The sequence below is a fragment of the Sphingomonas sp. Leaf17 genome, from assembly GCF_001421505.1.
Lineage (GTDB): Bacteria > Pseudomonadota > Alphaproteobacteria > Sphingomonadales > Sphingomonadaceae > Sphingomonas.
Map to the genome: position 1 here is coordinate 181,065 of NZ_LMKL01000006.1, position 21,891 is coordinate 202,955.

Below are 21,891 nucleotides of genomic sequence, written 5' to 3' on the forward strand. Positions count from 1 at the left end.
GTGTTCCTGCGTTGGCAGGAGAACATCACCCCGGACGACGCATCCTGAACAGCGTTTCGGGCGTCGTCTCGAAATAGTCCGCCGGGCCGCCGCCGCGCAGGATCGGGCGTGGCCGTGCAGTCTGGTACACCCCGTCGTCCAGCATGCCTGTGTCGATATGGATCGCCACCGCCTCGCCCAGCACCAGCCACTGGTCGAGCGCCCGGCCCTCCTTCGTCTCCAGCCGGACGATCTGGGTCAGGCGACACTCGAACTGGACGGGGCTGCCCGCGACTCGTGGCGGCGCGACGGCCTGCGACGGCAGGGTGTCCAGCCCGGCCAGCGTGAACTCGTCGATCTCCGGCCCGACCATCGCCGCGGTCGCGTTCATCGCCTCGGCCTGGCGGCGGGTGGCGAGGTTCCAGACGAAGGCGCCCGTGGCCTCGATATTGGCGACGCTGTCCTTCCACCCCATCGACGAAAAGCCGATGATCGGCGGCGCATAGTTGAACAGGTTGAAGAAGCTGTACGGTGCGATGTTGCGGACGCCATCGGCCGACACCGTGCTGATCCAGCCGATCGGGCGCGGCGCGACGATCGCGTTAAGGGGATCGTGCGGCAGGCGGTGGCCGGCGGCGGGGTCGTAAGAATGCCATTCAGTCATGGATAAAACCTGCTATGGATCGGGTGTCCCGGCTACAGCGAAGAAGCGGCATGAACGATCCACTCCCGGCCGGCACGATCATCAAACGCCATCGCCTGCCGACCCGGCTGTGGCACTGGATCAATGCGGTGGCGATCATCGTCCTGCTGGGCAGTGGCCTTGGCATCTCCAACGCGCATCCGCGCCTGTATTGGGGCCGCTACGGCGCGAACTTCGACCATGCCTGGGCGCAGGTGCCGCGCATGCCCGCCTGGATCACGATTCCGTCGAGCTACAATCTGGCCATCTCGCGCCGCTGGCACCTGTTCTTTGCCCTGGTGCTGGGGTTCGGCCTGCTCGCGTTCATGATCGTCAGCCTGCTCAACCGCCATTTCCAGCGCGACCTGCGCGTGCGCGCCAGGGGACTTGCGCCGCGTCATGTCTGGGCGGACATCAAGGGGCATCTCGCCTTCCGCTTTCACGACCCGGAACGACCGGCCGCGTACAACATCCTGCAGAAGCTCAGCTATGTATCGGTGATCTTCATCATGATCCCGCTGCTGATCCTGACCGGGCTGACGATGTCGCCGGGCATGAACGCGGCGTGGCCGTGGCTGCTCGACCTGTTCGGCGGGCGGCAGTCGGCGCGGTCGATCCACTTCATCCTGGCGGTGCTGATCGGCGGCTTCACCGTCGTCCATCTGGTGCTGGTCATCCTGGCCGGTGTCGGCAACGAAATCCGGTCGATGATTACCGGCCGCTGGCGGGTGCCCGAAGCATGACCCAAAACCTGACCGCCCCCCTGATCCACCGCCGCACCCTGATCGCCGGTGGAGCCGGCCTGCTGCTGGCCGGCTGCGACAAGGTCGTGCAGATTCCGGCTGCGCGCAAAATCCTGTTCGCCGGCGAGGACATGCACCGCGGCCTGCAACGCGCGCTGTCGAACCGCGACGCGCTCGCGCCCGAGTTCCGCCCCGACCAGCGTTCGCCGTTCTTCCGCCCGAACGGCACGCGCGATCCCGGTACGCCGGCCTATCGCGCGATGCAGGCGAACAATTTTGCCGACTGGCGATTGCGGGTCGGGGGCCTTGTCGCGACGCCCTTGTCGATCAGCCTGCCCGACTTGCGTCGCTTTCCCAACCGCCGCCAGATCACCCGCCACGACTGTGTCGAGGGATGGAGCGCGATCGGCCAGTGGACCGGGCCGCAACTGGGCACCATCCTAAAGGCCGCCGGGATTCGCGATGCCGCGCGCTACGTCGTGTTCACCTGCGCCGACCTGTATGGCGGACAGCCCTATTATGAATCGATCGACCTGGTCGATGCCTTCCACCCGCAGACGATTCTGGCCTGGGCGCTGAACGAGGCGGTGCTGGGCGTCGCCAATGGCGCGCCGGTCCGGCTGCGCGTCGAGCGGCAGCTTGGCTACAAGCACGCCAAATATCTGATGAGTGTCGACGCGGTCGCCAGCCTGGACGGGATCGGCAAGGGCAAGGGCGGCTATTGGGAGGATAATGTCGACTACGACTGGTATGCCGGAATCTGAGGATCATCGGCGAATATACGACACGATCGTTGCCCTGATCCGCCGCCGATCCTAGATATTCGCACATGGCTCTGATCGACCGCTTCTTCCTGCACCGCGTGAAGCGCGGTACGCTCCGCGTAACCCACGCCGATGGCACCGTCCGCACCATGGGCGCCCCCCATCCCGACTTTCCCGACGTCGCGATCCGCTTTGCCGACAAGGGCGCGGCAGGTGCGATCGTCCGCCATCCCGCCCTTGGCGCGGCCGAGGCGTTCATGGACGGCCGGCTGGTCATCGAGCAGGGCGATATCCGCGATCTGGTCAACCTGATGACCGCGAACGACCCGTGGGAGGCCGGCGCGAACGCCCTGATCCCCGCACTGCCGATCCGTATGCTGGAAAAGGTCGCGCACAAGGTCGCCCGCGTGAACCGCGCGCGCCAGTCGAAGAAGAACGTCGCGCATCACTATGACCTTTCGGACCGGCTCTACGACCTCTTCCTCGACGCCGACCGGCAGTACAGTTGCGCGTATTTCACCGATCCCGCCAATACGCTCGAACAGGCGCAGAACGACAAGAAGGCGCATATCGCCGCCAAGCTGAACATCGGCCCCGGCATGCGCGTGCTCGACATCGGCTGCGGCTGGGGCGGCATGGCGCTGTACCTGCACGAAAAGACCGGGGCCGAGGTGCTGGGCGTCACGCTAAGCGAGGAACAGCTGAAGGTCGCCCGCCGCCGTGCGGAAGAAGCCGGCGTCGCCGACAAGGTGACGTTCGAGCTGATCGACTATCGTCACGTCACCGGCACGTTCGACCGGATCGTCTCGGTCGGCATGTTCGAGCATGTCGGGGTCAAGCACTACCGTACCTTCTTCCAGAAATGCCGCGACCTGCTGACCGAGGACGGCGTCATGCTGATGCACACCATCGGCCGGATGGGCGGTCCGGGCGTCACCGACGAGTTCACCGTCAAGTACATCTTCCCCGGCGGCTACAACCCGGCCCTGTCGGAGATCGTGCGCGGTTATGAAGGGCTGCGCATGTTCCCGACCGATGTCGAGGTGCTGCGCCTGCACTATGGCTGGACGATCGACCACTGGTACGACCGCACCACCGCCGCGCGCGAGCAGATCGTCGCCCTGTACGACGAGCGATTCTTTCGCATGTGGCAATTCTATCTGGCGGGTGCCGCCGCCGCGTTCCGGCACGGCGGGCTATGCAACTACCAGATCCAGCTGACCCGCAGCCGCACCGGCGTGCCCGTCACCCGCGACTATATCGGCGACACCGAACAGCGCCTGCGCAGCCGGGTTGCATCACCGGCGGACGCGTCCTAATCGCCGCCCCATCGTCGTAAAGCCAATCAGGAACCGCCCATGTCCGAGTCCGTCAACCGCGTCGTCCTCGCCTATTCGGGCGGGCTGGACACCAGCGTCATCCTGAAATGGCTACAGCAGACCTATGGTTGCGAGGTCGTGACCTTCACCGCCGATCTGGGTCAGGGCGAGGAGCTGGAGCCGGCGCGCGCCAAGGCCGAGATGATGGGGATCAAGCCCGAACATATCTTCATCGACGACCTGCGCGAGGAGTTCGTGAAGGACTACGTGTTCCCGATGATGCGCGCCAACGCGTTGTACGAGGGGCTGTACCTGCTCGGCACGTCGATCGCCCGGCCGCTGATCGCCAAGCGCCAGATCGAGATCGCGAGGGCGGTGAATGCAGATGCGGTCAGCCACGGCGCGACCGGCAAGGGCAACGACCAGGTCCGCTTCGAACTCGGCTATTACGCGCTCGCGCCCGATATCAAGGTCATCGCACCGTGGCGCGAATGGGACCTGACCAGCCGCACCCGGCTGATCGAGTTCGCCGAACAGCACCAGATCCCGGTCAGCAAGGACAAGCGCGGCGAAGCGCCCTTCTCGACCGACGCCAACCTTCTGCACACCTCGTCGGAAGGCAAGGTGCTGGAGGATCCGTGGGACGAGGTTCCCGAATACGTCTTCTCGCGCACCGTCAGCCCCGAGGACGCGCCCGACGCGCCCGAGACGATCACCATTGATTTCGAGCGTGGCGACGCGGTCGCGATCAACGGCGAGGGGATGTCGCCGGCCACGCTGCTGGCGAAACTGAACGATCTGGGCCGCGCGCACGGTATCGGCCGGCTCGATCTGGTCGAGAACCGGTTCGTCGGCATGAAGTCGCGCGGCATGTACGAGACGCCCGGCGGCACGATCCTCCACCTCGCCCACCGCGCGATCGAGCAGCTGACGCTCGACCGTGGGGCCGCGCACCTGAAGGACGAACTCGCGCCGCGCTATGCCGAGCTGCTCTACAACGGCTTCTGGTTCTCGCCGGAACGCGAGATGCTGCAGGCCGCGATCGACCACAGCCAGACCAAGGTCGCCGGGACCGTCCGCCTGAAGCTGTACAAGGGTGGCGTCCATGTGACGGGCCGCAAGTCGCCCTATTCGCTTTATTCGGAAAAGGTCGTGACGTTCGAGGACGACCAGGGCGCCTACGACCAGCGCGACGCCGCCGGCTTCATCAAGCTGAACGCCCTGCGCCTGCGCCTGCTGGGACGCCGCGACCAGGTTTGACGGGGCGTGTGCTCCCCGGCGAAGGCCGGGGCCCAGCTGGGTAGGCGTCCGTGATTGGCGCGATGCCCGTCATCACCGCGAACGTGGCGACCGCGCACGGGCCTTCGCCGGGGAGCGGGAGCGGGGCGGCACACCCTTCCCACATGTCCGTCATTGCCAGAATAAGCGAAGCAATGACGGGCAGCAGCGTCCCCTAACGCCAATTTAACCACGTACCCCCTACCTCGCCCGCGTGGTCCAGCTCCGCCCAGCCCTGATCGGCGACACGATCCTCGCCACCGCGCTCGCGCTGGTCCTAGCGATCGGCTGGGGAATCGCGGACTGGCCAGCGCTGTCGATGCTGGGCCTGCCCGATACCGACGACGTCATGCGCCTCCAGCAAATCCGTGACTGGATCGACGGACAGGGTTTTGCCGATCTGACGCAATATCGGCTTGGCGGCGGGCTGGCGATGCACTGGACGCGGCTGGCCGATCTCGTGCCTTCCGGGCTGATCGTCGGCCTGACCCCGCTGATCGGGCGACACGCGGGCGAACTTGTCGCCGTCATCGTCTGGCCGCCCGTCCTGTTTGCTACCGCGCTGCTGCTCGTCATACAGATCACCCGCGCCGTTGGCGGCGGATCGTCGGCGCAGACCGCCGGCGTGGTCGCCGCCATCGCCTATCCCGCGACCACCATCTTCCTGCCCGGCCGGATCGACCATCACGGGTTACAGGTCGTCCTGCTGCTCGCTGCCCTGCTCGCCATGACCGGTTCACCGTCACGCCGGCGCGGCGCGGTGGTCGGACTGTCCGCCACCGCCAGCCTCGTCGTCGGGCTGGAAACCACGCCGCTCGTCGCCGCCATCGCGCTGGTCGCACTGGTCGACTGGGTGCGCGATTCCGCCGACACCCGGCTTGGCGGCATTGCTGTCGGCGCGACCGGCGGCCTTGCGATCGGCTGGGCGATCTTTGCCCCGCGCCTGTTTACCTATCCGGCCTGCGACGGATTTACCGCCACGACCCTGCGCGCCGCCGCCATCGCCGCGACCGTGCCGGTACTGCTCGCCGCAACCGGGCAGTCCCTGCACACGGTCCGCCACCGCGCCACGGCCGCACTGGCGGTGGCCGCTCTCGCCGTCTGGGCGATCGTGGTCGCGGCCCCCGCGTGCCTCAGCCCGTATGGCCGGGTCGATCCGCTGCTGCGTACGGTATGGCTGGCTCAGGTCGGCGAGGCACAGTCGATCCTGACCGCGTCGCCGACAACCAGCCTCGGCTATCTCGGGCTGATGCTGGTCGGGCTTGGCGCGACCCTGTGGCATGTCGCGACCCGGCGTTCGCGTGACTGGACGCTGCTGCTGATCGTCCAGGCGACCGCGCTGGCGCTGGCCTGTGTCCAGATGCGGGGGGCCTATGCCGGCACGATGCTCGCCGCGCCTTCGCTGGCGGCCGCGATTGCCCGCGCCCGCACGCGCCGTACGCCGACACTGGTGGCCGCCTGGCTGATTTCGGCGGGGATCCTGTATCCGATCGCCGCCGGCGTTCTGGCCCCAGCAGCACCGCAAACGCCTTCGGCGGGCTGCAACCGGACACCCATCGGCGCGCAGTTGGCGGCGCTGCCGCCCGGAGTCGTCATGGCCCCGATCGACCTTGGCCCCTATCTCGTCGCAGCCACGCCGCATTCGCTGGTCGCCGCACCCTATCACCGCAACGATGCGGGCAATCTGGCGATGTATCACTTCTATGCCGCGCCGCCGGCACTGGCCTCGGACATCGCGCGCCAGTGGCGGGTGACGTATGTCGTTGCCTGCCCCGACCAGCGCGGCGTGGATCGCGCGGGCACCACCGCACACGCGCTGATGGTGGCTGGAACCCTGCCCGGCTGGCACGCGCTGACGCCCGGCAGTCGGTCCGGCGCGATCTTCGTGCGAGACGGCTTGTCGGCGGCCCCTTCCGCGCACTAAGGCGGGCGGATGCAGGGGGATCGGCTGCACTGGTGGCAAACACGATGGTTCGTGGCGGCGATGGCACTCGCGGCGGCGATCCCGTTGCTGTGGCCGGACATTCCGCCGCTGGTCGACCTGCCGGGGCACATGGGCCGCTACCGCGTGCAGGAGGCGTGGAACAGCGCGCCCTGGCTGCACGACTGGTACAATTTCCAATGGTCGATGATCGGCAATCTGGGGATCGACCTGCTCGTCATCCCGATGGGCTACCTGTTCGGGCTTGAGCTTGGCACCAAGCTGATCGTCATGGCGATCCCGGTCCTGACCGTCACCGGCCTGTTGTGGATCGCGCGCGAGGTGCATGGACGGATCCCGGCCACCGCGCTGTTTGCGCTGCCGCTGGCCTATTGCTTCCCGTTCCAGTTCGGCTTCGTCAATTTCGCGCTCGCCATCGCGCTGGCGCTGAACCTGTTCGCCTTGTGGCTGCGGCTGGCACGGCTGGGGCGGCTGGGCTTGCGCGCCGCGATCTTCGTGCCCGTCTCGTGCCTGCTGTGGCTGTGCCATACCTTCGGCTGGGGTGTGCTGGGCGTGCTGGCGCTGTCGGCCGAACTGATCCGCCAGCACGACCTGGCGCAGGCGCGGGACAAGCGCGGCCTGCGCCACTGGCTTGAATCCCTTGTCCGCGCCGGCCTTGGCTGCGTACCGCTCGCGTTGCCGATGGCGCTGATGATCTTCTGGCGGTCGGGCAATCACGTCACCGGCGAAACCGGCGACTGGTTCAACTGGCATGCCAAGATCAGCTGGATGGCGATGGTCCTGCGCGACCGGTGGAAGGCGTATGACGTCGCCTCGGCAATCGTTCTCTACATGATCCTCGTAAAGGGGTTCCGCGACGACCGGATCGAATATTCGCGCAATCTGGGGCTGTCCGCGCTGTTTCTGTTCGCGGTGTTCTTCATCCTGCCGCGCATCGTGTTCGGCTCCGCCTATGCCGACATGCGGCTCGCCCCCTATGCGCTGGCCATCGCGATCGTCGCGCTGCGGCCGAAAAAGGGCCTGTCGCTGCGCGGCGCGGCCACGTTCGCGGCAATCGGCCTGGCGTTCTTCGGCGTGCGGCTGGCCGGCACCACCGCCAGTTTCGTGCTGTACGACCGCAGCTATGATGCGACCCTCACCGCGCTCGACCACATCCCGCGCGGTGCCCGCGTCGTCAGCTTCGTCGGGCGTCGGTGCAGCGACGACTGGACCTTCACCCGGCTCGATCATGTGCCGGCGATGCTGCTGGTTCGTCGTCTCGCCTTTTCCAACGACCAATGGTCGATGGCCGGCGCACAGACGCTGACGACCCGTTATCCCGCGCGCGCCTTCGCCCACGATCCGTCGCAGATCGTGACGGACGTCTATTGCCGGGGTCAGTGGTGGCGGCCGCTCAGCTTTTCGTTGCAGACGCTGCCGCGCGACGCGTTCGACTATGTCTGGCTGCTTAACCCGTCCAGGGTCGACCGGCGGCTGCTGACCGGGCTGACGCCGATCTGGCGCAATGGCCGCAACGTGCTGTACCGGATCGACGACCGCCGCCCGCCACCGCAGCTGTGGCCCTCGTTCAGGGGCCCTTCCGGAACGGAGTGAAGTCGTCGAGATACTCGCGCTCGACCACCACCGCCTGCCCCTCGCGATCCAGGAAGCCCGCCACCGCGCGCCGGAACCCGGCATCGGGAATATAATGCGCCGACCACGTCGCGACCGGCGCGTAACCGCGCGCCAGCTTGTGCTCGCCCTGCGCGCCGGCCTCGACGAACGCCAGCCCGCGCGCGATGGCCGCGTCGATCGCCTGATAATAGCACAGCTCGAAATGCAGGAACGGCACCTCCTCGGTCGCGCCCCAATAGCGCCCGTACAGCGTATCACCCCCGATCAGGTTCAGCGCACCGGCGATCGGCACCCCGTCCCGCTCGGCGAGGATCAGCAGCACCGTATCGGCCATCGTCCGCCCGATCTCGCTGAAGAACGCGCGCGTCAGATAGGGCTGCCCCCATTTGCGCGCGCCGGTATCCTGATAGAACACCCAGAACGCGTCCCAGTCCGCTTCGGTCAGGTCCGCGCCCGACACATGCCGAACGGTCAGCCCCTCCAGCGCGGCGGCACGCTCCTTGCGGATGCTCTTGCGCTTGCGACTGGCGAGTGCTGCGAGAAACCCGTCGAAATCGGCATAGCCGTCGTTACGCCAGTGAAACTGCGTTCCCTGCCGGATCAGCCAGCCCGCCGCCTCGAACACCGGCACCTCGTGCGGAGCGATGAAGGTCGCGTGCGCGCTCGACAGGTTGTTCTGGTCGACCAGCGCCTCGATCGCAGCGATCAGCTCAGGTCCGCGCGCGGCGTCGCGCAGCAGCAGGCGCGGCCCTGGCACCGGGGAAAATGGCGCGGCGATCTGCAGCTTCGGGTAATAGTCGCCGCCGGCGCGCGTCCACGCATCGGCCCAGGCATGGTCGAAGACATATTCGCCCTGGCTGTGGCTCTTGCCATAAGCCGGCGCGATCGCGACGGGCACGCCGTCGGCGTCATCGACGACGATCGGCAGCGCCTGCCAGCCTGTGCGCGGGCCGACACTGCCCGACCGTTCCAGTGCCGACAGAAAGGCATGGCTGACAAACGGATTGCCCGTGCCGGCGCAGGCGTCCCAGTGCTGGGCGGGGATGGCGGCGACGCCACTGGCGATGCGGGCGGTGACGGTCGTCATATCGCCCGGAAATAGGGGCGCGGACGGGGCGCTCCAAGGGGCGGAAGCGGATTAGCGAAGCGCAGGCTGACCGCACCACATCCGTTCCCCGGCGAAGGCCGGGGTTCAGTCAGGTCAACGTCCGCAATAGGCGACAACCGCTTGCCCTCCTGTTCCCCGGCCTTGCCGGGGAACAGGAGGCTAGGTTGCTCAGCCCTGCTTTACCGCGATGATCGCGTCGATCTCAACCACCGCACCCAGTGGCAGGACCGGTACGCCGACCGCGCTGCGGGCATGCTTGCCGGCGTCGCCGAACAGCGCGACCATCAGGTCCGACGCGCCGTTGGCAACCTTGGGCTGGTCGGTAAAGTCGGCGTGGCTGTTGACGAACACGCCCAGCTTCACGATCCGTTCGACGCGGTCGAGGCCGCCGAGATACGCCTTCACCTGCGCCACCACCATCAGCGCGCAGCGTTCGGCCGCCTGCGTCGCGAACGCCAGGTCGGCACCGTCGCCGACCCGCCCGGTCATCAGTTGCCCGTCGAGAAACGGCAACTGGCCCGATACATGGAGCAGCCCGCCCGCCTCGACGACGGGAACATAGGACGCCACCGGCGCTGCGGCCTGGGGCAGGGAAAGGCCGCGCTCGGCCAGCTTTGCGTCGATTGCTTGGGTCATGCCACCGCCATCACCACACCCGCCCGCCCGTGGTCAAGCCTTACGCCAACACCCCCATCGAGGTAACCGCCGGCACGCCCTCGGCGAAGCGGGCGATGATCCAGGACTGCGCTTCGCGCCAGTCGTCGATCCGCGCATGCGCGGCCGGCGCCCTGGCGACATGCCGGGCCAGGTCCGGTTCGGAAATCATGTGCAGCCGGTGGACCTGCGGCGAGGCCTTCGCGACCGATTCGTGATGCACCGCCAGGTCATCGACGAACACGGTCACGCTGGGCCGATATTCGGCGACCAGTCGCGCGACCGGATCGCCCTTGCCGCCGGTATTGCAGACGACCCGGTGATGGATGCCGAACTGCGCGAGCTGTTCGCTGCGCGGATCGCGGCAGTGGTCGCCAAGGTTGGTCAGGATGACGATGTCGGCGATTTCGCCGATCGCGGCCAGCGCCTCGGCCGCATGCGGCACCAGCGTCTGCCGGTTCATCTGGTCGGGAAAGAACCCGCCGAGCAGATCCCACATCTCCTCGCGCGTCACCGCCGGACCGCCGTCGCGCCGGGTCATGCTGTTGGCGAAATCGCCCGCGCCGAGATCGAAGTCGATCGCATGCGCCTCGTCCAGCCAGGTGCCAAAATGCCGCACCATGTGCAGCAACACCTCGTCGCAATCGCTGATGAGCAGGGGCTTCACATCGTCTCCAGTTCGGCATGGGCGTTGACCAGCGCCTGTGGGGTCGTGTCGATCGCGGCGGCGCAGGCGATCAGGTCGGGTTCGTGGTTTTCCAGAAATGCGAGCGCCGCCGCCAGCACCGCCGGTGAACTCGCCCGCGAGCGCAGGTCGTGCGGGTCCAGACCCGTCACCGACAGCAGCCGCATCGCCCGCTCCGGTTCGGCCAGCGTCCACACCAGCGCGCGCAGGGCAAGCTGGGTCGGATCCCCGCCATCTTTGTTTGTATCCGTGCGCGCCATTGCGTACCGTGCTTTCTTGCGGGAAGATGGGACGATATCGGGTGACAAAAAGGGTGCTCGTTGTCGAGGACAACGAACTGAACCTGAAGCTTTTCTGCGACTTGCTGCGCGCGCACCAGTTCGCGGTCGAACCCGTGCGTGACGGCCGCGAGGCGGTGGCGCGCGCCCGCGCGTTCCTGCCCGACCTCGTCATCATGGACATCCAGATGCCCTATGTGACCGGCTACGACCTGATCCTGGAGCTGAAGGCCGATCACGACCTGCGCACGATCCCCGTCATGGCGGTCACTGCCTATGCCGGGCGCGACGACGAGGAGCGGATCCGCGCGGCCGGGGCCGATGCCTATGTCTCGAAGCCGATCAGCCTCGCCCGCTTCATGGAGGCGGTCGGCGCGCTGCTGTAGCGCCCCACTTCCACGACCAACAGAAAACGGGCCGCAAGCCCGTGACCTGCGACCCACAAACCGTCGAATCCATCGGCAGCCCGAGGGCCGCCGACGCGGATTACTTGATCTTGGTTTCCTTGAACGCGACATGCTTGCGCACGACGGGATCATATTTGTTGAAGCTCAGCTTCTCGGTCTTCGTCCGCGGGTTCTTCTTCGTGACATAGAAGAAACCGGTATCGGCGCTGCTCAAGAGCTTGATCTTGACGGTGGTCGGCTTGGCCATGAGCCTAAGTTCCTGTGTCTTGTAGAAATGCAAAAGCGGCGGACGCGCCGCCGCTCATCAGGGGGCAGCGCATGGCGGACGCACGCGCCAAAGTCAACCGCCACGCCCGGCAAACCCGCACCGCACCCACGCTTTCATGCGATGTTTACCACCATGGGCGCAGCTTTGTCCCCATAATCATGGAGGAGCGGGATGATGGGGCAGGTAACCGTGGCAAACGACCTCGACTCGATTCGCGCGGATCTGGCGGCGCGAATCGCATCGCTCGACGTCCGCGCCCCCTATGCCCGCGCCTGCGACCTGGCCCCCGACATCGCGATCATCCGTCGCATTGCATGGCGCGGCGGCCTGCACCCGGCGGTCACCGTCGCCGCCCTGCTCGATTCGGCGATCGCGCGCGGCGAACACGGGCCGCTCGTTCATGGCTGGCTTGGCGTGCTGGCCGATGCGGTCGGTTGCGACCGGTTCGATACACAGGCATGCGATGCCTATGCGGCCGCCTGTTCGGTCCGATTCGCGAGCTGATTGCATGGATGTATTGATGGCCGCGCTGGTCGTGGCCGCGCTGGCGCAGATCGGTGACCGAACCGCATGGCTGGCCGCGATCCTCGCCGATCGCTATCGTCGGCCCGGCATCGTGATCGCGATGGCCGGCGTTGCCCTGGCCGCGGCGGGCGCGCTGGCGGTGATCGCCGCCATGCTGGTCGCGCCGATGCTCAGCCCGCGCGCGCGCGACGTCCTGTTGGGACTTGCCTTGCTATTGCAGGGCGGCGGCGCACTGTTTCCGGCCAAGGCTCCGGCCCGCCTGACGGGATGGCGCATCGGCGTCGCGCTGACCAGCCTGCTCGGCCTGTTCATCCTCGCCTTTGGTGATGGCATCCAGTTCGTCGTGATGGCCCTGGCCGCACGGTCGCCCCTGCCATGGGCCGCCGCGCTGGGATCGACGATCGGCTCGCTCGCCGTCGTCGCCGTCGCCGTGACGCTGGGCGAAGCGGGATGGCAGCGCCTGCCGCTCGCGCGGATCCGGCTGGTCGTCGCGGTCATGATGCTCGTCGCGGGGCTGGTCATGGGCCTGCGCGGCGTCGGACTGATCTGACGCGTCGATCACGCAGCCGCAAACGATCGCTTGATCGCCCCGGGAGCCAATGCGGAGGTGGATCGTTACGTCGGCGACATCCTTTCATACCGGAGACGCCCGATGGCCGATACCACCGCCAAGCTGAAAACCCCGACCGACCTGAACAGCAACGCGACCAAATCCGTTGCCGAGGCGATGAACATCGCACTGGCCGATTGTTTCGCGCTGTATCTGAAGACCAAGAACTTCCACTGGCATGTCTCCGGCCCGCATTTCCGCGATTACCACCTGATGCTCGACGATCAGGCGACGCAGATTCTGGGCGTGACCGACGCGATTGCCGAGCGGGTCCGCAAGACCGGCAACACCACGCTGCGCTCGATCGGCGACATCGCCCGTCATCAGAATATCGCCGACAACGACAAGGACTTCGTCGGTCCCGACGCGATGCTCGCCGAACTGCGTGACGACAATCTGAAGCTGGTCGAGGCGCTACGCGAAGCCCGCGAGCGCGCCGAGGAAGCCAAGGATACCGCGACCAGCAGCCTCGCCGACGACTGGATCGACCAGGCCGAGGAACGCGCCTGGTTCCTGTTCGAGGCCAGCCGTAAGGGTTGATGACAAGGTTGATTACCGGGGCGGCCTTCGGGTTGCCCTTTCTACTTGCAGGGATCCCGCCATGCTGAAACTCGCATTCACCTTTCTTGTCATCGGCCTCGTGCTGGCGCTGCTCGGCTTCGGCGGCATCGGCGGTGCGTTCATCGGCATCGCCAAGATCCTGTTCTTCATCGCCATCGCGCTGTTCGTCGTGTTTCTGGTGATGGGTCTGCTCGCGGGCAAGGCGGTCAAAAGCGCGATCGACTGACGGATGCCGGTCCCAGCCGGATCAGCCAGATATCGGGTGGGGCGCCGTAGCGCAGCGGTGGCCCACTCGTCCCCAGCCCGGCCGTCACGATCGTCCGCCGCCCCTTTTCCGGCACGATGCCGCAACGATACCGGTCACCATGGTCGGATACCGACACGACCGCGCCATACACCGGCAGGACAACCTGCCCGCAATGGGTATGTCCGGCCATCAGCATGGTGATATCGTCGGGCAGATCCGGCGGAGTATCGGGCGAATGCGCCAGCAGGACACGGCCACCGGGCATTGCCCGCATCGCCGCTATGGTCCGGCGCAGGCGATCATGCCCGGTGACACGATCGTCGAGGCCGCCGATAACCACCGGTCCCCGCACCGCCGCCCCGTTCTCCAGGACCGTCACCCCCGCGCGCCGCAATGCGCGCCGAACGCGAACCGCGTCGGTCCAGTGATCGTGATTGCCCAGTACCGCCACGACGCCCAGCGGCGCGCGAAGCCGCGCAAGCCCCCGCGCGAGGATCGGTTCGCCAAGCGCCGCATCGACGCGGTGGTGGCCGCCGATGAAGTCGCCGGCCATCAGAACCAGATCCGGCCGCAGCGCGTTCACCTGCGCCACCATCCGCTCCAGCCGCCCGGCGCGCATGGTCATGTTGCCGACATGCAGATCGCTGACCAGCGCAATCGTCACCGGGGCCGCGCCCGCCGGCCAGTCCGGCAGTGCGATACCGGTTCGCCGGACCACCGGATCAGCCACCGCGTTGGCGAGGCCGACGCCGACAATCGCGACCGCGATGCCGAACAGGACGGCAGCCATCGGTATGAGAGGCGGAAAGCGCATGGCGATCTCTCCTATCGGGAGCCGCGCCCGGCCCTAAGCGTTACCCGGTCATGCACGCCTTCGCCGCGCTTCTCGATTCGCTCATCTACACCCGGTCGCGCAACGCCAAGCTGCGGCTGATCGGCGATTATCTGCGCGCCACGCCTGACCCGGATCGCGGTTGGGCGATGGCGGCGCTCACCGGCGATCTCGACCTGCCCGGCGTCAAATCGGCGGTCATCAGGGGGCTGATCGAACAGCGGGTCGACCCGGTCCTGTTCCGCATGAGCCGCGACTATGTCGGCGACACCGCCGAAACCGTCGCGCTGCTGTGGCCGACGCCGGACCCCGCGCCCGCCCTGCCGCCGCTGTCCGTCTCCGATGTGGTCGATCGGCTGGCGCATCTGTCCCGCGCCGATGCCCCCGGCGCGCTGGCGGCGATGCTTGACCAGTCGGATGCCGAAGAACGCTTTGCCCTGCTCAAGATGGCGACCGGCGCGCTCCGCGTCGGCGTGTCCGCCCGCCTCGCCAAGCAGGCGCTGGCCGACACGTTCGGGCTGGATGTCGATGCGGTGGAGGAGGTGTGGCACGGCCTGTCACCGCCCTACGCGACGCTGTTCGACTGGGCGGAGGGGCGCGGGGAGCAGCCGACCCCCGCCGATGTCCCCGTCTTCCGCCCGTTCATGCTCGCACACCCGCTGGAAAATCTGCGCGTCGATCTGACCGACTATGTCGCGGAATGGAAATGGGACGGCATCCGCGTCCAGATCGTCCACGTCGCCGGCCAGACCCGCCTCTACAGCCGCACCGGTGACGACGTCACCGCCAGTTTTCCCGACGTCGCCGCCGCCTTCACCGGCATCGGCGCGGTCGATGGCGAGTTGCTGGTCAAGGGCGCGCATCAGGGCGGCACGCTGGAGGATGGCGGTGGCGCTGCCAGTTTCAACGCGCTGCAACAGCGTCTCGGGCGCAAGACGGTGTCGGCGAAGATGCTCGCCGACTATCCCGCCTTCGTTCGCCTCTACGACATTCTCGTCGACGGGACCGAGGATCTGCGCGCCTTGCCGTGGACCGAACGCCGTGTCCGGCTGGAGGCCTTCGTCGCGCGGCTCGACCCCGACCGATTCGACCTGAGCCAGGTCATCGCCGCCACCGATTTCACCGCGCTGGAGGCCGTCCGCGACGGTGCGCGCGACGCCGCGATCGAGGGGGTGATGCTCAAACGCCGCGATTCGCCCTACGTCACCGGCCGCCGCACCGGCCTGTGGTACAAGTGGAAGCGCGATCCGCTGACCGCCGATTGCGTGATGATGTACGCGCAGCGCGGCTCCGGCCGGCGATCGAGCTATTATTCCGACTACACCTTCGGTTGCTGGACCGCGGACGGCGAGTTGCTGCCGGTGGGGAAAGCCTATTCGGGCATCACCGACGAGGAATTGCGGATGCTCGACGGCTTCGTGCGAAAGAACACGCTCAACCGCTTCGGCCCGGTTCGCGAGGTCGAAAAGTCGCTGGTGCTGGAGATCGCGTTCGATTCGATCCACGAATCGAAACGCCACAAATCCGGCGTCGCCATGCGCTTCCCCCGGATCGCCCGCATCCGCCTCGACAAGCCGGCGGCCGAGGCCGACCGGATCGACACCTTGACCCGCATGATCGTCTGACGCCTACAGCTTCACGATCCAGCCCTGCCGCCGCAGCCACGCCATCGCAGCCCCGATCGCCGCCATGTACAGCAGCACGGGTGCCATCGCCGCGACCGGGGTCGGCAGGACCAGCATCAACGGCGCGACGACGGCGTAGAACAGATCCCAGCCGACGACCGAGGCGGTGACCATGTGCAGCGTGTAGGCGGCGACCGCATTGATCCCGAAATCGCGCGCGGTGGTCGCGGCCCGCCCCGGCTTCCACCCGTCATGATCGACCAACGCGTGCAGGCCGCCGAGCGCCAGCGTCGTCGTGCCGCACGTCGCCAGCACGAAGCTGCTCGACCACAGATCCTTCACGATCGGCGACACGAGCGCGGCCAGCAGTCCGCCGGCGATCATCGCCGCGCCGGCCAGCGCCAGTCGCAACGCCGCCGCTCGCCCACGCGCGACCAGCAGATACGCGCCGACCTCCACCCCGATCAGCCCGTGCGCGATCGCCGGCAACGTCCCCAATACGCCCTCGGGATCATAACCCGCCGCGCCCGCGACATAGCGATGACTGCCCAGCAGCCAGCGGTCGACCCACGCGGCGACGTTGCGCCCCGGTAGCATCAGGTCGACCGGCACCCCGTCCGGCGTCGGCACCAGCAACAGCAGCGCATAGCCGATCAGGATCGCAACGATCAGTCCGACCCGCACCCGCCGACCGCAACCCAGATACAGCAGCGCACAGGCGCCGTAGACGAGGCCGATCCGTTGCAGCACGCCGAACGGCCGCCATGCGCCGCTGTCGAAGCGCGCAAACCAGTACAGGTTCGACAACACGACGCCGAGCAGCACCAGCCGGATGACGCGCCCGCCGATCCGCCGCGCCTGCCCCGGACCGATCCCTCGCGCACCCCGCCCCGCCGCCGCCATCGGCACCGCGACGCCCATCATCATCAGAAAGGCCGGAAAGACGAGATCGGCGAGCGTCAGCCCGTTCCAATGTGCATGCAGCAGCCACGGCGGCACCGCCACCTGCCGGTCGTAATGGATCGCCGCCGCCGAATTGACGAGGATCATCCCCATCACCGCGATACCGCGCAACAGGTCGAGCGACGGAAGGCGTCCGGTCGGATGAGTCGTCATGCGCCTACCCTAGGCCGTTCGCGGACGGGATGCGCAGATTGTTACGGCCGGTGACGCTAAATGCGGCGATGGTCAGATGGTCGTGAACGTCGCCCCGTCATTTGGTCGATGGCAGATCCGATCGCGCGAGTTGAAGGAGACGCACCCGCGCCAGCAGAATACCAACCGCACAGCACACAGAATGGCAGATAACGGGCGATCTCAGCCCAGGACGTATCGACATCCACCGTCTTTACAGCCGATCCTCGTCGGTTCCTCCGTCATCCAGGGCTTGACCCAGAATCTAGGGCCGTCGCCTGTGGCTCTGGATCCCGGGTCAAGCCCGGGATGACGATCGCTAAAGACATTGCCGGGATGAATGTCGATCCGCCCAAGGCTTTATCGCGCTTGGCCTCTTGAGTTGGTCTGAATCGTGCCAGCGCGCGGTCAAGCCGCCCGAAGCATTCCAAGGCGACATAGGCGGGGTGATACAAAAGATGACACATACGCTGAGTGCCTATCTGATCATCGCGGCTGGATAAGGCCCTGGATTTTAAACTGATCCAAGGCCCGACATAGCCGATCACCGGCGTGCCGATCCTGCGCGGCATACGCGCTCAGCGTGGCGGCCACGCGATCTGGAACAGCGACGGCCAGTTCTTGCCCGTCACATACAGTCGGCGCGTTTTTGCGTCCCACGCGATTCCGTTGGCGACTGAATCAGGGTCATCCTTCGGCATCGTCGCGGCGATTGCCGACAGGTCGATCCAGCCCTTGACCCGCCCGCTTGCCGGTTCGATCCGCGCGATCCGTGTCGTACGCCAGACATTGGCGAGGATTTCACCGTCGACCCATTCGAGTTCGTTGAGATCGCGCACCGGTACACCGTTGGCGGTGACCGTCACCCGCCGCCGTTCGGCAAAGGTCACGGGGTCGAGGATTCGCAGGATCGGCGTGCCATCGCTGAGGATGAGCGAGGTGGCGTCGTGCGTCAGTCCCCAACCCTCGCCCGGATAGCGAAAACTGCCGCGATAGCCGAGCGTTGCCCGGTCCCAGCGAAAACCAAGACCCGTCTTCCACGTCACGCTGACAATCTCGTCGCGCCAGTCGACGATGCCCTCTCCGAACAGCGCCGGGGCAAGCGCCGCTTCGCGCAGCACATGGCCGGTCGCGAGGGTACTGACGCGGATCACCGATCGGCCAAGATTACCCGTGCTTTCGTACAGCAGCCCGTCTTTGATCAGCAGGCCTTCGGTAAAGGCGTCGGGATCGTGCGGCAGCGTCGCGATCACGCGCGCAGGGATACTGGCAGGAATACTGGTCGCGAATGCGCGAATGGCGGGGGTGGCACGCACGGGCGTGTCGGATGTGGCCGATGCCGTCACCGCCGGCCGCTGCGCACCGACGACCGCGCGCAGTTTCAGCGCCGACCCGGCAGAAACGCTGATCGTTGCCAGCGCGAAAGCGACGGGCGGGTGTGCCGCGATCGGAACCGCCGACACACCCAGGATCAGGGGTAGAATAAAAAAGGGCGCGCGAACCCATCGTCTGCGCGCCCTTTTCATGGTCGTCGGTTCAGCTTGCGCCGTTCAGATTCACCGCCGCCATCTTGCCACGACGATCGACTTCCAGCTCGAACTCAAGCCGGTCGCCTTCGTTCAGCGACGCCATGCCGGCACGCTCGACCGCCGAAATGTGCACGAATGCATCAGGCTGGCCATCGTCGCGCTGAATGAAGCCGAAGCCCTTCATCGCGTTGAAGAACTTGACGGTGCCCGTCGCCTTTTCACCGGTCAGCTGACGCTGCGCGCCGCCGGCCTGTGCGCCACCCATCGGACCACGCGAGTCGCGCGGTGCGTCACGCGAATCGCGCGGCGCATCACGGTCACGCGGCGGACCGCGGTCGGTGACAGCCATCGGCTCGCCGTCGATCTTCAGCTCGGTCGCCGAAATGCGGCCACCGCGATCGACCAGCGTGAAGCCCATCGGCTGACCTTCGGCCAGACCGGTCAGGCCGGCCTGCTCGACCGCGCTGATGTGAACGAACACGTCCTCGCCGCCGTCATCACGCACGACAAAGCCGAAACCCTTCTGCGCGTTGAAGAACTTGACGACACCCGTGCCCTCGCCGACGACCTGGGGGGGCATGCCGCGACCGGCACCGCCGCCGCCGCCACTAAAGCCGCCGCCACCGCCGCCGCCGCGATAACCACCGCCGCCGCCGCCGCCGCCGAAGCCGCCGCGATCACCGCCGCCGCCACCATAGCTGCTGCCGCCGCCGAAGCCGCCACGATCGCCGCCGCCATAGCTGCTGCCACCGCCGAATCCACCGCCGCCGCCATAGCTGCTGCCGCCGCCGAAATCGTCGCTGCCGCCACCGAAGCTATCGCGCTTGTCGCGCCCGCGTCCGCCACGATTGCCGCGGCCACCCTTGTCGAAACCCATAAGCCCTGTTCGTCTTCCCGGTTCGCCCATGAAATCAGCAAAACCTGAACGCCGGGCGACGAACGCAGGTCCTTGGACGCCAAACCTTTTGCGCCACTTCATATCCATAGCGCACTTTATCGGCCCTCGCGAACAGATTCGTCGCACGCCGGCACCGGCTCGCGTCGATACTGGCCGAATTGTGGCCTTGGCGGCACACTTGCGCCCCGTTCCGACGACCGGACGGTGTCTGCCATCGCGCATTGGCATTGAGCGCACGCCCCCGCTTCGCTACGGCACATGGCATGACCGTATATCTGCACGAAGAAGATCTGCCCGTCGACACGTTCGGCCCGGGCGACATCGCCGTCGACACCGAGACGATGGGCCTGCTGACCCCGCGCGATCGGCTGTGCGTCGTCCAGCTGTCCGACGGCGGTCCCGACGAACATCTCGTGCGGTTCGCCCCCGACAGCGATTACGCGGCACCCAACCTGCGCGCGCTGCTGGAGGATCCGGCCCGGGTGAAACTCTATCATTTCGGCCGGTTCGACCTGGCGGCGATCGATCATTATCTCGGCGTCACCGCGGCCCCGGTCTATTGCACCAAGATCGCGTCGCGGCTGGTGCGCACCTACACCGACCGCCACGGCCTGAAGGAACTGGTGCGCGAGCTGCTGGGGCAGGAACTGTCCAAGGCGCAGCAGTCGTCGGACTGGGGATCGCCCGTCCTGTCCGATGCGCAGAAGGAATATGCCGCGTCCGACGTGCGCTATCTGCACCGCCTGCGCGACGAGCTGAACCGCCGCCTGAAGCGCGAGGGGCGCATGGACATGGCACAGGCGTGCTTCGATTTCCTGCCGACCCGCGCCGCGCTCGATCTGGCCGGCTGGCCCGAGGTCGATATCTTTGCGCATATGTAATCCTTTGCCCTAAGGCCGGCCCATGTCCGAAACTGCCCGTATCGTTCGTTCGCACCGCCAGGTCTGGGCTGCGCCCGGCAGCCGCCACGACCGGCTGATCGGGACGCTGCGCTTCGCCCTGCCCGCCGCGATCGGCGTGCTGGCGGCGTTTCTGGTCATGGCCCCGCTGACCGCCAGCGGTGACGTGTCGTTCGTGCTCGACAAGAACAAGGTCGAGGTCGCCAAGGAGCGGATGAAGATCCAGGCGGCGCAGTACCGGGGCGAGGACGGCAAGGGTCAGCGATTCTCGCTGTCGGCCGGCTCCGCGATCCAGAAAAGCTCGGCCGAACCGATCGTCCAGCTGAACGCGCTGGCAGCCCTGATCCAGCTGACCGACGGCCCCGCCCAGATCAAGGCGGATACCGGCCGCTACGACATGGACAGCGAACAGGTGAAGATCGACGGCCCGGTCAACGTCACCGCCGCCAACGGTTACCGGCTCGACACCAGCAACGCCATCGTCGACCTGAAGACGCGCCAGATGCGCAGCGGCGGGGTCGCGACCGGCACCGTGCCGCAGGGGACGTTCCGCGCCGACGCGATGCGCGCCGACCTGGAAGCCCGCACTGTAACGCTGGACGGCAATGCCCGCTTGCGGATTGACCCGCGACGCACGAAATAGCCGCCATGCGCTTGCCCCTTCTCCACCTCGCCCTGCTTGCTTCGGCATCGCTCCTGTCGACGCTGCCGTTCGCGGTCCCGGCATCGGCGCAGGCGCGCCATGATTCGAACGCGCCGATCGATTTCGGCGCCGATCACATCGAATTGCAGGACAAGGCGGCGCGCGCGGTGCTCAGCGGCAACGTCGCGGTGCGGCAGGGAACGATGACGCTGAACGCCGCGCGGATGACGGTGGCCTATACCGGTCAGGTCATCGGCGGCAGTCCGCAGGTGTCGCGACTCGACGCATCGGGCAGCGTCGTCGTGAAGCGCCCGACCCAGACCGCGCGCAGCCAGTACGCGGTCTATGACCTCAATCGCCGCGTCATCACCATGCTGGGCGGCGTCACGCTGACCCAGAACGGCAACACCGTGAGCGGCGGTCGGCTGACGCTGAATCTTGATACCGACCGCGCCGTCATCGACGGGTCGTCGGTCGCCGGCGGCGGCACGTCAGGCGGCACGGTCGATCCGGGTGCGGGCACCGTTACCCAGCGCGGCGGCCGCGTGACCGGCACCTTCTCGGTGCCCAAACGCAACTGAGCCGATCCGCCGGGCATCACGGCGAACATGCATGTTTCCTGCCAGACGCAGTTGCGGTAACGACACCGCAATCCATTCCTGCAAGG

The 21,891-nt window shown here is 67.0% G+C and carries 25 protein-coding genes; 15 read left to right on the plus strand and 10 right to left on the minus strand.

The window, feature by feature from the left end; all coding sequences use genetic code 11:
* Positions 1 to 25: 25 nt before the first annotated feature.
* A complete protein-coding gene (locus ASE75_RS09900) occupies positions 26 to 643 on the minus strand; it encodes a flavin reductase family protein (protein WP_055932724.1) in 618 nt (205 codons plus the stop codon).
* Between the two features lie 50 nt (positions 644 to 693).
* Between ASE75_RS09900 and ASE75_RS09905 the strand changes: the two genes are divergently transcribed.
* The 6 genes from ASE75_RS09905 (at position 694) to ASE75_RS09930 (ending at position 8,300) form a co-directional block, all read left to right on the plus strand.
* The gene (locus tag ASE75_RS09905; RefSeq protein WP_055932727.1) at positions 694 to 1,404 is read left to right on the plus strand and encodes a cytochrome b/b6 domain-containing protein; all 711 of its coding nucleotides are present in this window, start codon (positions 694 to 696) and stop codon (positions 1,402 to 1,404) included.
* Positions 1,401 to 2,168 (plus strand): molybdopterin-dependent oxidoreductase, encoded by a 768-nt coding sequence (locus ASE75_RS09910; RefSeq protein ID WP_055932730.1) that lies wholly within the window; start codon positions 1,401 to 1,403, stop codon positions 2,166 to 2,168. Before ASE75_RS09905 ends, ASE75_RS09910 begins: the two co-directional genes overlap by 4 nt.
* 65 nt (positions 2,169 to 2,233) lie before the next feature.
* Positions 2,234 to 3,487 carry an SAM-dependent methyltransferase gene (locus tag ASE75_RS09915; protein ID WP_055932733.1) on the plus strand — a complete coding sequence of 418 codons (1,254 nt, stop codon included), beginning with the start codon at positions 2,234 to 2,236 and terminating at the stop codon, positions 3,485 to 3,487.
* A gap of 39 nt (positions 3,488 to 3,526) precedes the next feature.
* Complete coding sequence (locus ASE75_RS09920; RefSeq protein WP_055932736.1) at positions 3,527 to 4,747, plus strand: argininosuccinate synthase; 1,221 nt, start codon at positions 3,527 to 3,529, stop codon at positions 4,745 to 4,747.
* Between the two features lie 232 nt (positions 4,748 to 4,979).
* Positions 4,980 to 6,689, plus strand: coding sequence for a hypothetical protein (locus tag ASE75_RS09925; RefSeq protein WP_055932738.1), 1,710 nt, complete (start codon positions 4,980 to 4,982; stop codon positions 6,687 to 6,689).
* Positions 6,690 to 6,698: 9 nt separating this feature from the next.
* Positions 6,699 to 8,300, plus strand: a complete 1,602-nt coding sequence (locus ASE75_RS09930) for a hypothetical protein (protein WP_055932741.1) — start codon at positions 6,699 to 6,701, stop codon at positions 8,298 to 8,300.
* Here the strand turns inward: ASE75_RS09930 and ASE75_RS09935 are convergent.
* From ASE75_RS09935 to ASE75_RS09950, 4 genes are all read right to left on the minus strand, one after another.
* Complete coding sequence (locus ASE75_RS09935) at positions 8,275 to 9,408, minus strand: GNAT family N-acetyltransferase (RefSeq protein ID WP_055932744.1); 1,134 nt, start codon at positions 9,406 to 9,408, stop codon at positions 8,275 to 8,277. The genes ASE75_RS09930 and ASE75_RS09935 overlap by 26 nt on opposite strands.
* Before the next feature lie 189 nt (positions 9,409 to 9,597).
* Positions 9,598 to 10,065 (minus strand): RidA family protein, encoded by a 468-nt coding sequence (locus ASE75_RS09940; protein WP_055932747.1) that lies wholly within the window; start codon positions 10,063 to 10,065, stop codon positions 9,598 to 9,600.
* 40 nt (positions 10,066 to 10,105) lie between these two features.
* Entirely contained in the window at positions 10,106 to 10,750 is a 645-nt protein-coding gene (locus ASE75_RS09945) for a hypothetical protein (RefSeq protein ID WP_055932750.1), read from the minus strand.
* Positions 10,747 to 11,028, minus strand: coding sequence for a DUF3572 family protein (locus tag ASE75_RS09950; protein ID WP_055932754.1), 282 nt, complete (start codon positions 11,026 to 11,028; stop codon positions 10,747 to 10,749). The genes ASE75_RS09945 and ASE75_RS09950 overlap by 4 nt, the downstream gene beginning before the upstream one ends.
* Positions 11,029 to 11,069: 41 nt before the next feature.
* Between ASE75_RS09950 and ASE75_RS09955 the strand changes: the two genes are divergently transcribed.
* Positions 11,070 to 11,432 (plus strand): response regulator, encoded by a 363-nt coding sequence (locus ASE75_RS09955; protein WP_055933335.1) that lies wholly within the window; start codon positions 11,070 to 11,072, stop codon positions 11,430 to 11,432.
* Between the two features lie 100 nt (positions 11,433 to 11,532).
* On the opposite strand, the gene rpmG is transcribed toward ASE75_RS09955, so the two are convergent.
* Complete coding sequence (rpmG, locus tag ASE75_RS09960; protein WP_055932757.1) at positions 11,533 to 11,700, minus strand: 50S ribosomal protein L33; 168 nt, start codon at positions 11,698 to 11,700, stop codon at positions 11,533 to 11,535.
* A gap of 195 nt (positions 11,701 to 11,895) precedes the next feature.
* On the opposite strand from rpmG, the gene ASE75_RS09965 reads away from it, so the two are divergent.
* From ASE75_RS09965 to ASE75_RS09980, 4 genes are all read left to right on the plus strand, one after another.
* Positions 11,896 to 12,225, plus strand: coding sequence for a hypothetical protein (locus tag ASE75_RS09965; protein WP_055933338.1), 330 nt, complete (start codon positions 11,896 to 11,898; stop codon positions 12,223 to 12,225).
* Between the two features lie 4 nt (positions 12,226 to 12,229).
* Complete coding sequence (locus tag ASE75_RS09970) at positions 12,230 to 12,796, plus strand: TMEM165/GDT1 family protein (RefSeq protein ID WP_055932760.1); 567 nt, start codon at positions 12,230 to 12,232, stop codon at positions 12,794 to 12,796.
* A 102-nt stretch (positions 12,797 to 12,898) separates the two neighbouring features.
* Complete coding sequence (locus ASE75_RS09975) at positions 12,899 to 13,396, plus strand: Dps family protein (RefSeq protein ID WP_055932763.1); 498 nt, start codon at positions 12,899 to 12,901, stop codon at positions 13,394 to 13,396.
* Between the two features lie 61 nt (positions 13,397 to 13,457).
* Entirely contained in the window at positions 13,458 to 13,643 is a 186-nt protein-coding gene (locus ASE75_RS09980; RefSeq protein ID WP_055932766.1) for a DUF1328 family protein, read from the plus strand.
* Here the strand turns inward: ASE75_RS09980 and ASE75_RS09985 are convergent.
* On the minus strand, positions 13,624 to 14,478 hold the full coding sequence (locus tag ASE75_RS09985) for a metallophosphoesterase (RefSeq protein WP_055932769.1): 855 nt from the start codon (positions 14,476 to 14,478) through the stop codon (positions 13,624 to 13,626). The two genes, ASE75_RS09980 and ASE75_RS09985, sit on opposite strands and share 20 nt — an antisense overlap.
* A 50-nt stretch (positions 14,479 to 14,528) precedes the next feature.
* On the opposite strand from ASE75_RS09985, the gene ASE75_RS09990 reads away from it, so the two are divergent.
* Positions 14,529 to 16,121, plus strand: coding sequence for a cisplatin damage response ATP-dependent DNA ligase (locus ASE75_RS09990; protein WP_055932774.1), 1,593 nt, complete (start codon positions 14,529 to 14,531; stop codon positions 16,119 to 16,121).
* Positions 16,122 to 16,124: 3 nt separating this feature from the next.
* Here ASE75_RS09990 and ASE75_RS09995 read toward each other — a convergent pair whose 3' ends face one another.
* The 3 genes from ASE75_RS09995 to ASE75_RS16110 form a co-directional block, all read right to left on the minus strand.
* The gene (locus tag ASE75_RS09995) at positions 16,125 to 17,237 is read right to left on the minus strand and encodes an acyltransferase family protein (protein WP_055932777.1); all 1,113 of its coding nucleotides are present in this window, start codon (positions 17,235 to 17,237) and stop codon (positions 16,125 to 16,127) included.
* Positions 17,238 to 17,833: 596 nt separating this feature from the next.
* A complete protein-coding gene (locus ASE75_RS10000; RefSeq protein ID WP_235512632.1) occupies positions 17,834 to 18,718 on the minus strand; it encodes a glutaminyl-peptide cyclotransferase in 885 nt (294 codons plus the stop codon).
* Between the two features lie 73 nt (positions 18,719 to 18,791).
* Positions 18,792 to 19,661 carry a cold-shock protein gene (locus ASE75_RS16110; RefSeq protein WP_055932780.1) on the minus strand — a complete coding sequence of 290 codons (870 nt, stop codon included), beginning with the start codon at positions 19,659 to 19,661 and terminating at the stop codon, positions 18,792 to 18,794.
* Positions 19,662 to 19,945: 284 nt separating this feature from the next.
* Here ASE75_RS16110 and ASE75_RS10010 point away from each other — a divergent pair, with 284 nt between their 5' ends.
* The 3 genes from ASE75_RS10010 to ASE75_RS10020 are packed head-to-tail and all read left to right on the plus strand — an operon-like array spanning position 19,946 to position 21,805.
* Positions 19,946 to 20,563: a ribonuclease D gene (locus ASE75_RS10010; RefSeq protein WP_055932782.1), complete on the plus strand. Its 618-nt coding sequence runs from the start codon at positions 19,946 to 19,948 to the stop codon at positions 20,561 to 20,563.
* 22 nt (positions 20,564 to 20,585) lie between these two features.
* On the plus strand, positions 20,586 to 21,224 hold the full coding sequence (lptC, locus tag ASE75_RS10015) for an LPS export ABC transporter periplasmic protein LptC (protein ID WP_055932785.1): 639 nt from the start codon (positions 20,586 to 20,588) through the stop codon (positions 21,222 to 21,224).
* 5 nt (positions 21,225 to 21,229) lie between these two features.
* Positions 21,230 to 21,805, plus strand: coding sequence for an LptA/OstA family protein (locus ASE75_RS10020; RefSeq protein WP_055932788.1), 576 nt, complete (start codon positions 21,230 to 21,232; stop codon positions 21,803 to 21,805).
* The last annotated feature ends 86 nt before the right edge of the window (positions 21,806 to 21,891 follow it).

Bases quoted from the DNA above. Each gene is read 5' to 3' on its own strand.
- ASE75_RS09970 (WP_055932760.1), top strand. From the start codon at position 12,230: ATGGATGTATTGATGGCCGCGCTGGTCGTGGCCGCGCTGGCGCAGATC.
- lptC (WP_055932785.1), top strand. From the start codon at position 20,586: ATGTCCGAAACTGCCCGTATCGTTCGTTCGCACCGCCAGGTCTGGGCT.
- ASE75_RS16110 (WP_055932780.1), bottom strand. From the start codon at position 19,661: ATGGGTTTCGACAAGGGTGGCCGCGGCAATCGTGGCGGACGCGGGCGC.
- ASE75_RS09975 (WP_055932763.1), top strand. From the start codon at position 12,899: ATGGCCGATACCACCGCCAAGCTGAAAACCCCGACCGACCTGAACAGC.
- ASE75_RS09950 (WP_055932754.1), bottom strand. From the start codon at position 11,028: ATGGCGCGCACGGATACAAACAAAGATGGCGGGGATCCGACCCAGCTT.
- ASE75_RS09920 (WP_055932736.1), top strand. From the start codon at position 3,527: ATGTCCGAGTCCGTCAACCGCGTCGTCCTCGCCTATTCGGGCGGGCTG.
- rpmG (WP_055932757.1), bottom strand. From the start codon at position 11,700: ATGGCCAAGCCGACCACCGTCAAGATCAAGCTCTTGAGCAGCGCCGAT.
- ASE75_RS09900 (WP_055932724.1), bottom strand. From the start codon at position 643: ATGACTGAATGGCATTCTTACGACCCCGCCGCCGGCCACCGCCTGCCG.
- ASE75_RS09985 (WP_055932769.1), bottom strand. From the start codon at position 14,478: ATGCGCTTTCCGCCTCTCATACCGATGGCTGCCGTCCTGTTCGGCATC.
- ASE75_RS09940 (WP_055932747.1), bottom strand. From the start codon at position 10,065: ATGACCCAAGCAATCGACGCAAAGCTGGCCGAGCGCGGCCTTTCCCTG.
- ASE75_RS09930 (WP_055932741.1), top strand. From the start codon at position 6,699: ATGCAGGGGGATCGGCTGCACTGGTGGCAAACACGATGGTTCGTGGCG.
- ASE75_RS09990 (WP_055932774.1), top strand. From the start codon at position 14,529: ATGCACGCCTTCGCCGCGCTTCTCGATTCGCTCATCTACACCCGGTCG.
- ASE75_RS10010 (WP_055932782.1), top strand. From the start codon at position 19,946: ATGACCGTATATCTGCACGAAGAAGATCTGCCCGTCGACACGTTCGGC.
- ASE75_RS09965 (WP_055933338.1), top strand. From the start codon at position 11,896: ATGGGGCAGGTAACCGTGGCAAACGACCTCGACTCGATTCGCGCGGAT.
- ASE75_RS09935 (WP_055932744.1), bottom strand. From the start codon at position 9,408: ATGACGACCGTCACCGCCCGCATCGCCAGTGGCGTCGCCGCCATCCCC.
- ASE75_RS09910 (WP_055932730.1), top strand. From the start codon at position 1,401: ATGACCCAAAACCTGACCGCCCCCCTGATCCACCGCCGCACCCTGATC.
- ASE75_RS09905 (WP_055932727.1), top strand. From the start codon at position 694: ATGAACGATCCACTCCCGGCCGGCACGATCATCAAACGCCATCGCCTG.
- ASE75_RS09915 (WP_055932733.1), top strand. From the start codon at position 2,234: ATGGCTCTGATCGACCGCTTCTTCCTGCACCGCGTGAAGCGCGGTACG.
- ASE75_RS09995 (WP_055932777.1), bottom strand. From the start codon at position 17,237: ATGACGACTCATCCGACCGGACGCCTTCCGTCGCTCGACCTGTTGCGC.
- ASE75_RS09980 (WP_055932766.1), top strand. From the start codon at position 13,458: ATGCTGAAACTCGCATTCACCTTTCTTGTCATCGGCCTCGTGCTGGCG.
- ASE75_RS10020 (WP_055932788.1), top strand. From the start codon at position 21,230: ATGCGCTTGCCCCTTCTCCACCTCGCCCTGCTTGCTTCGGCATCGCTC.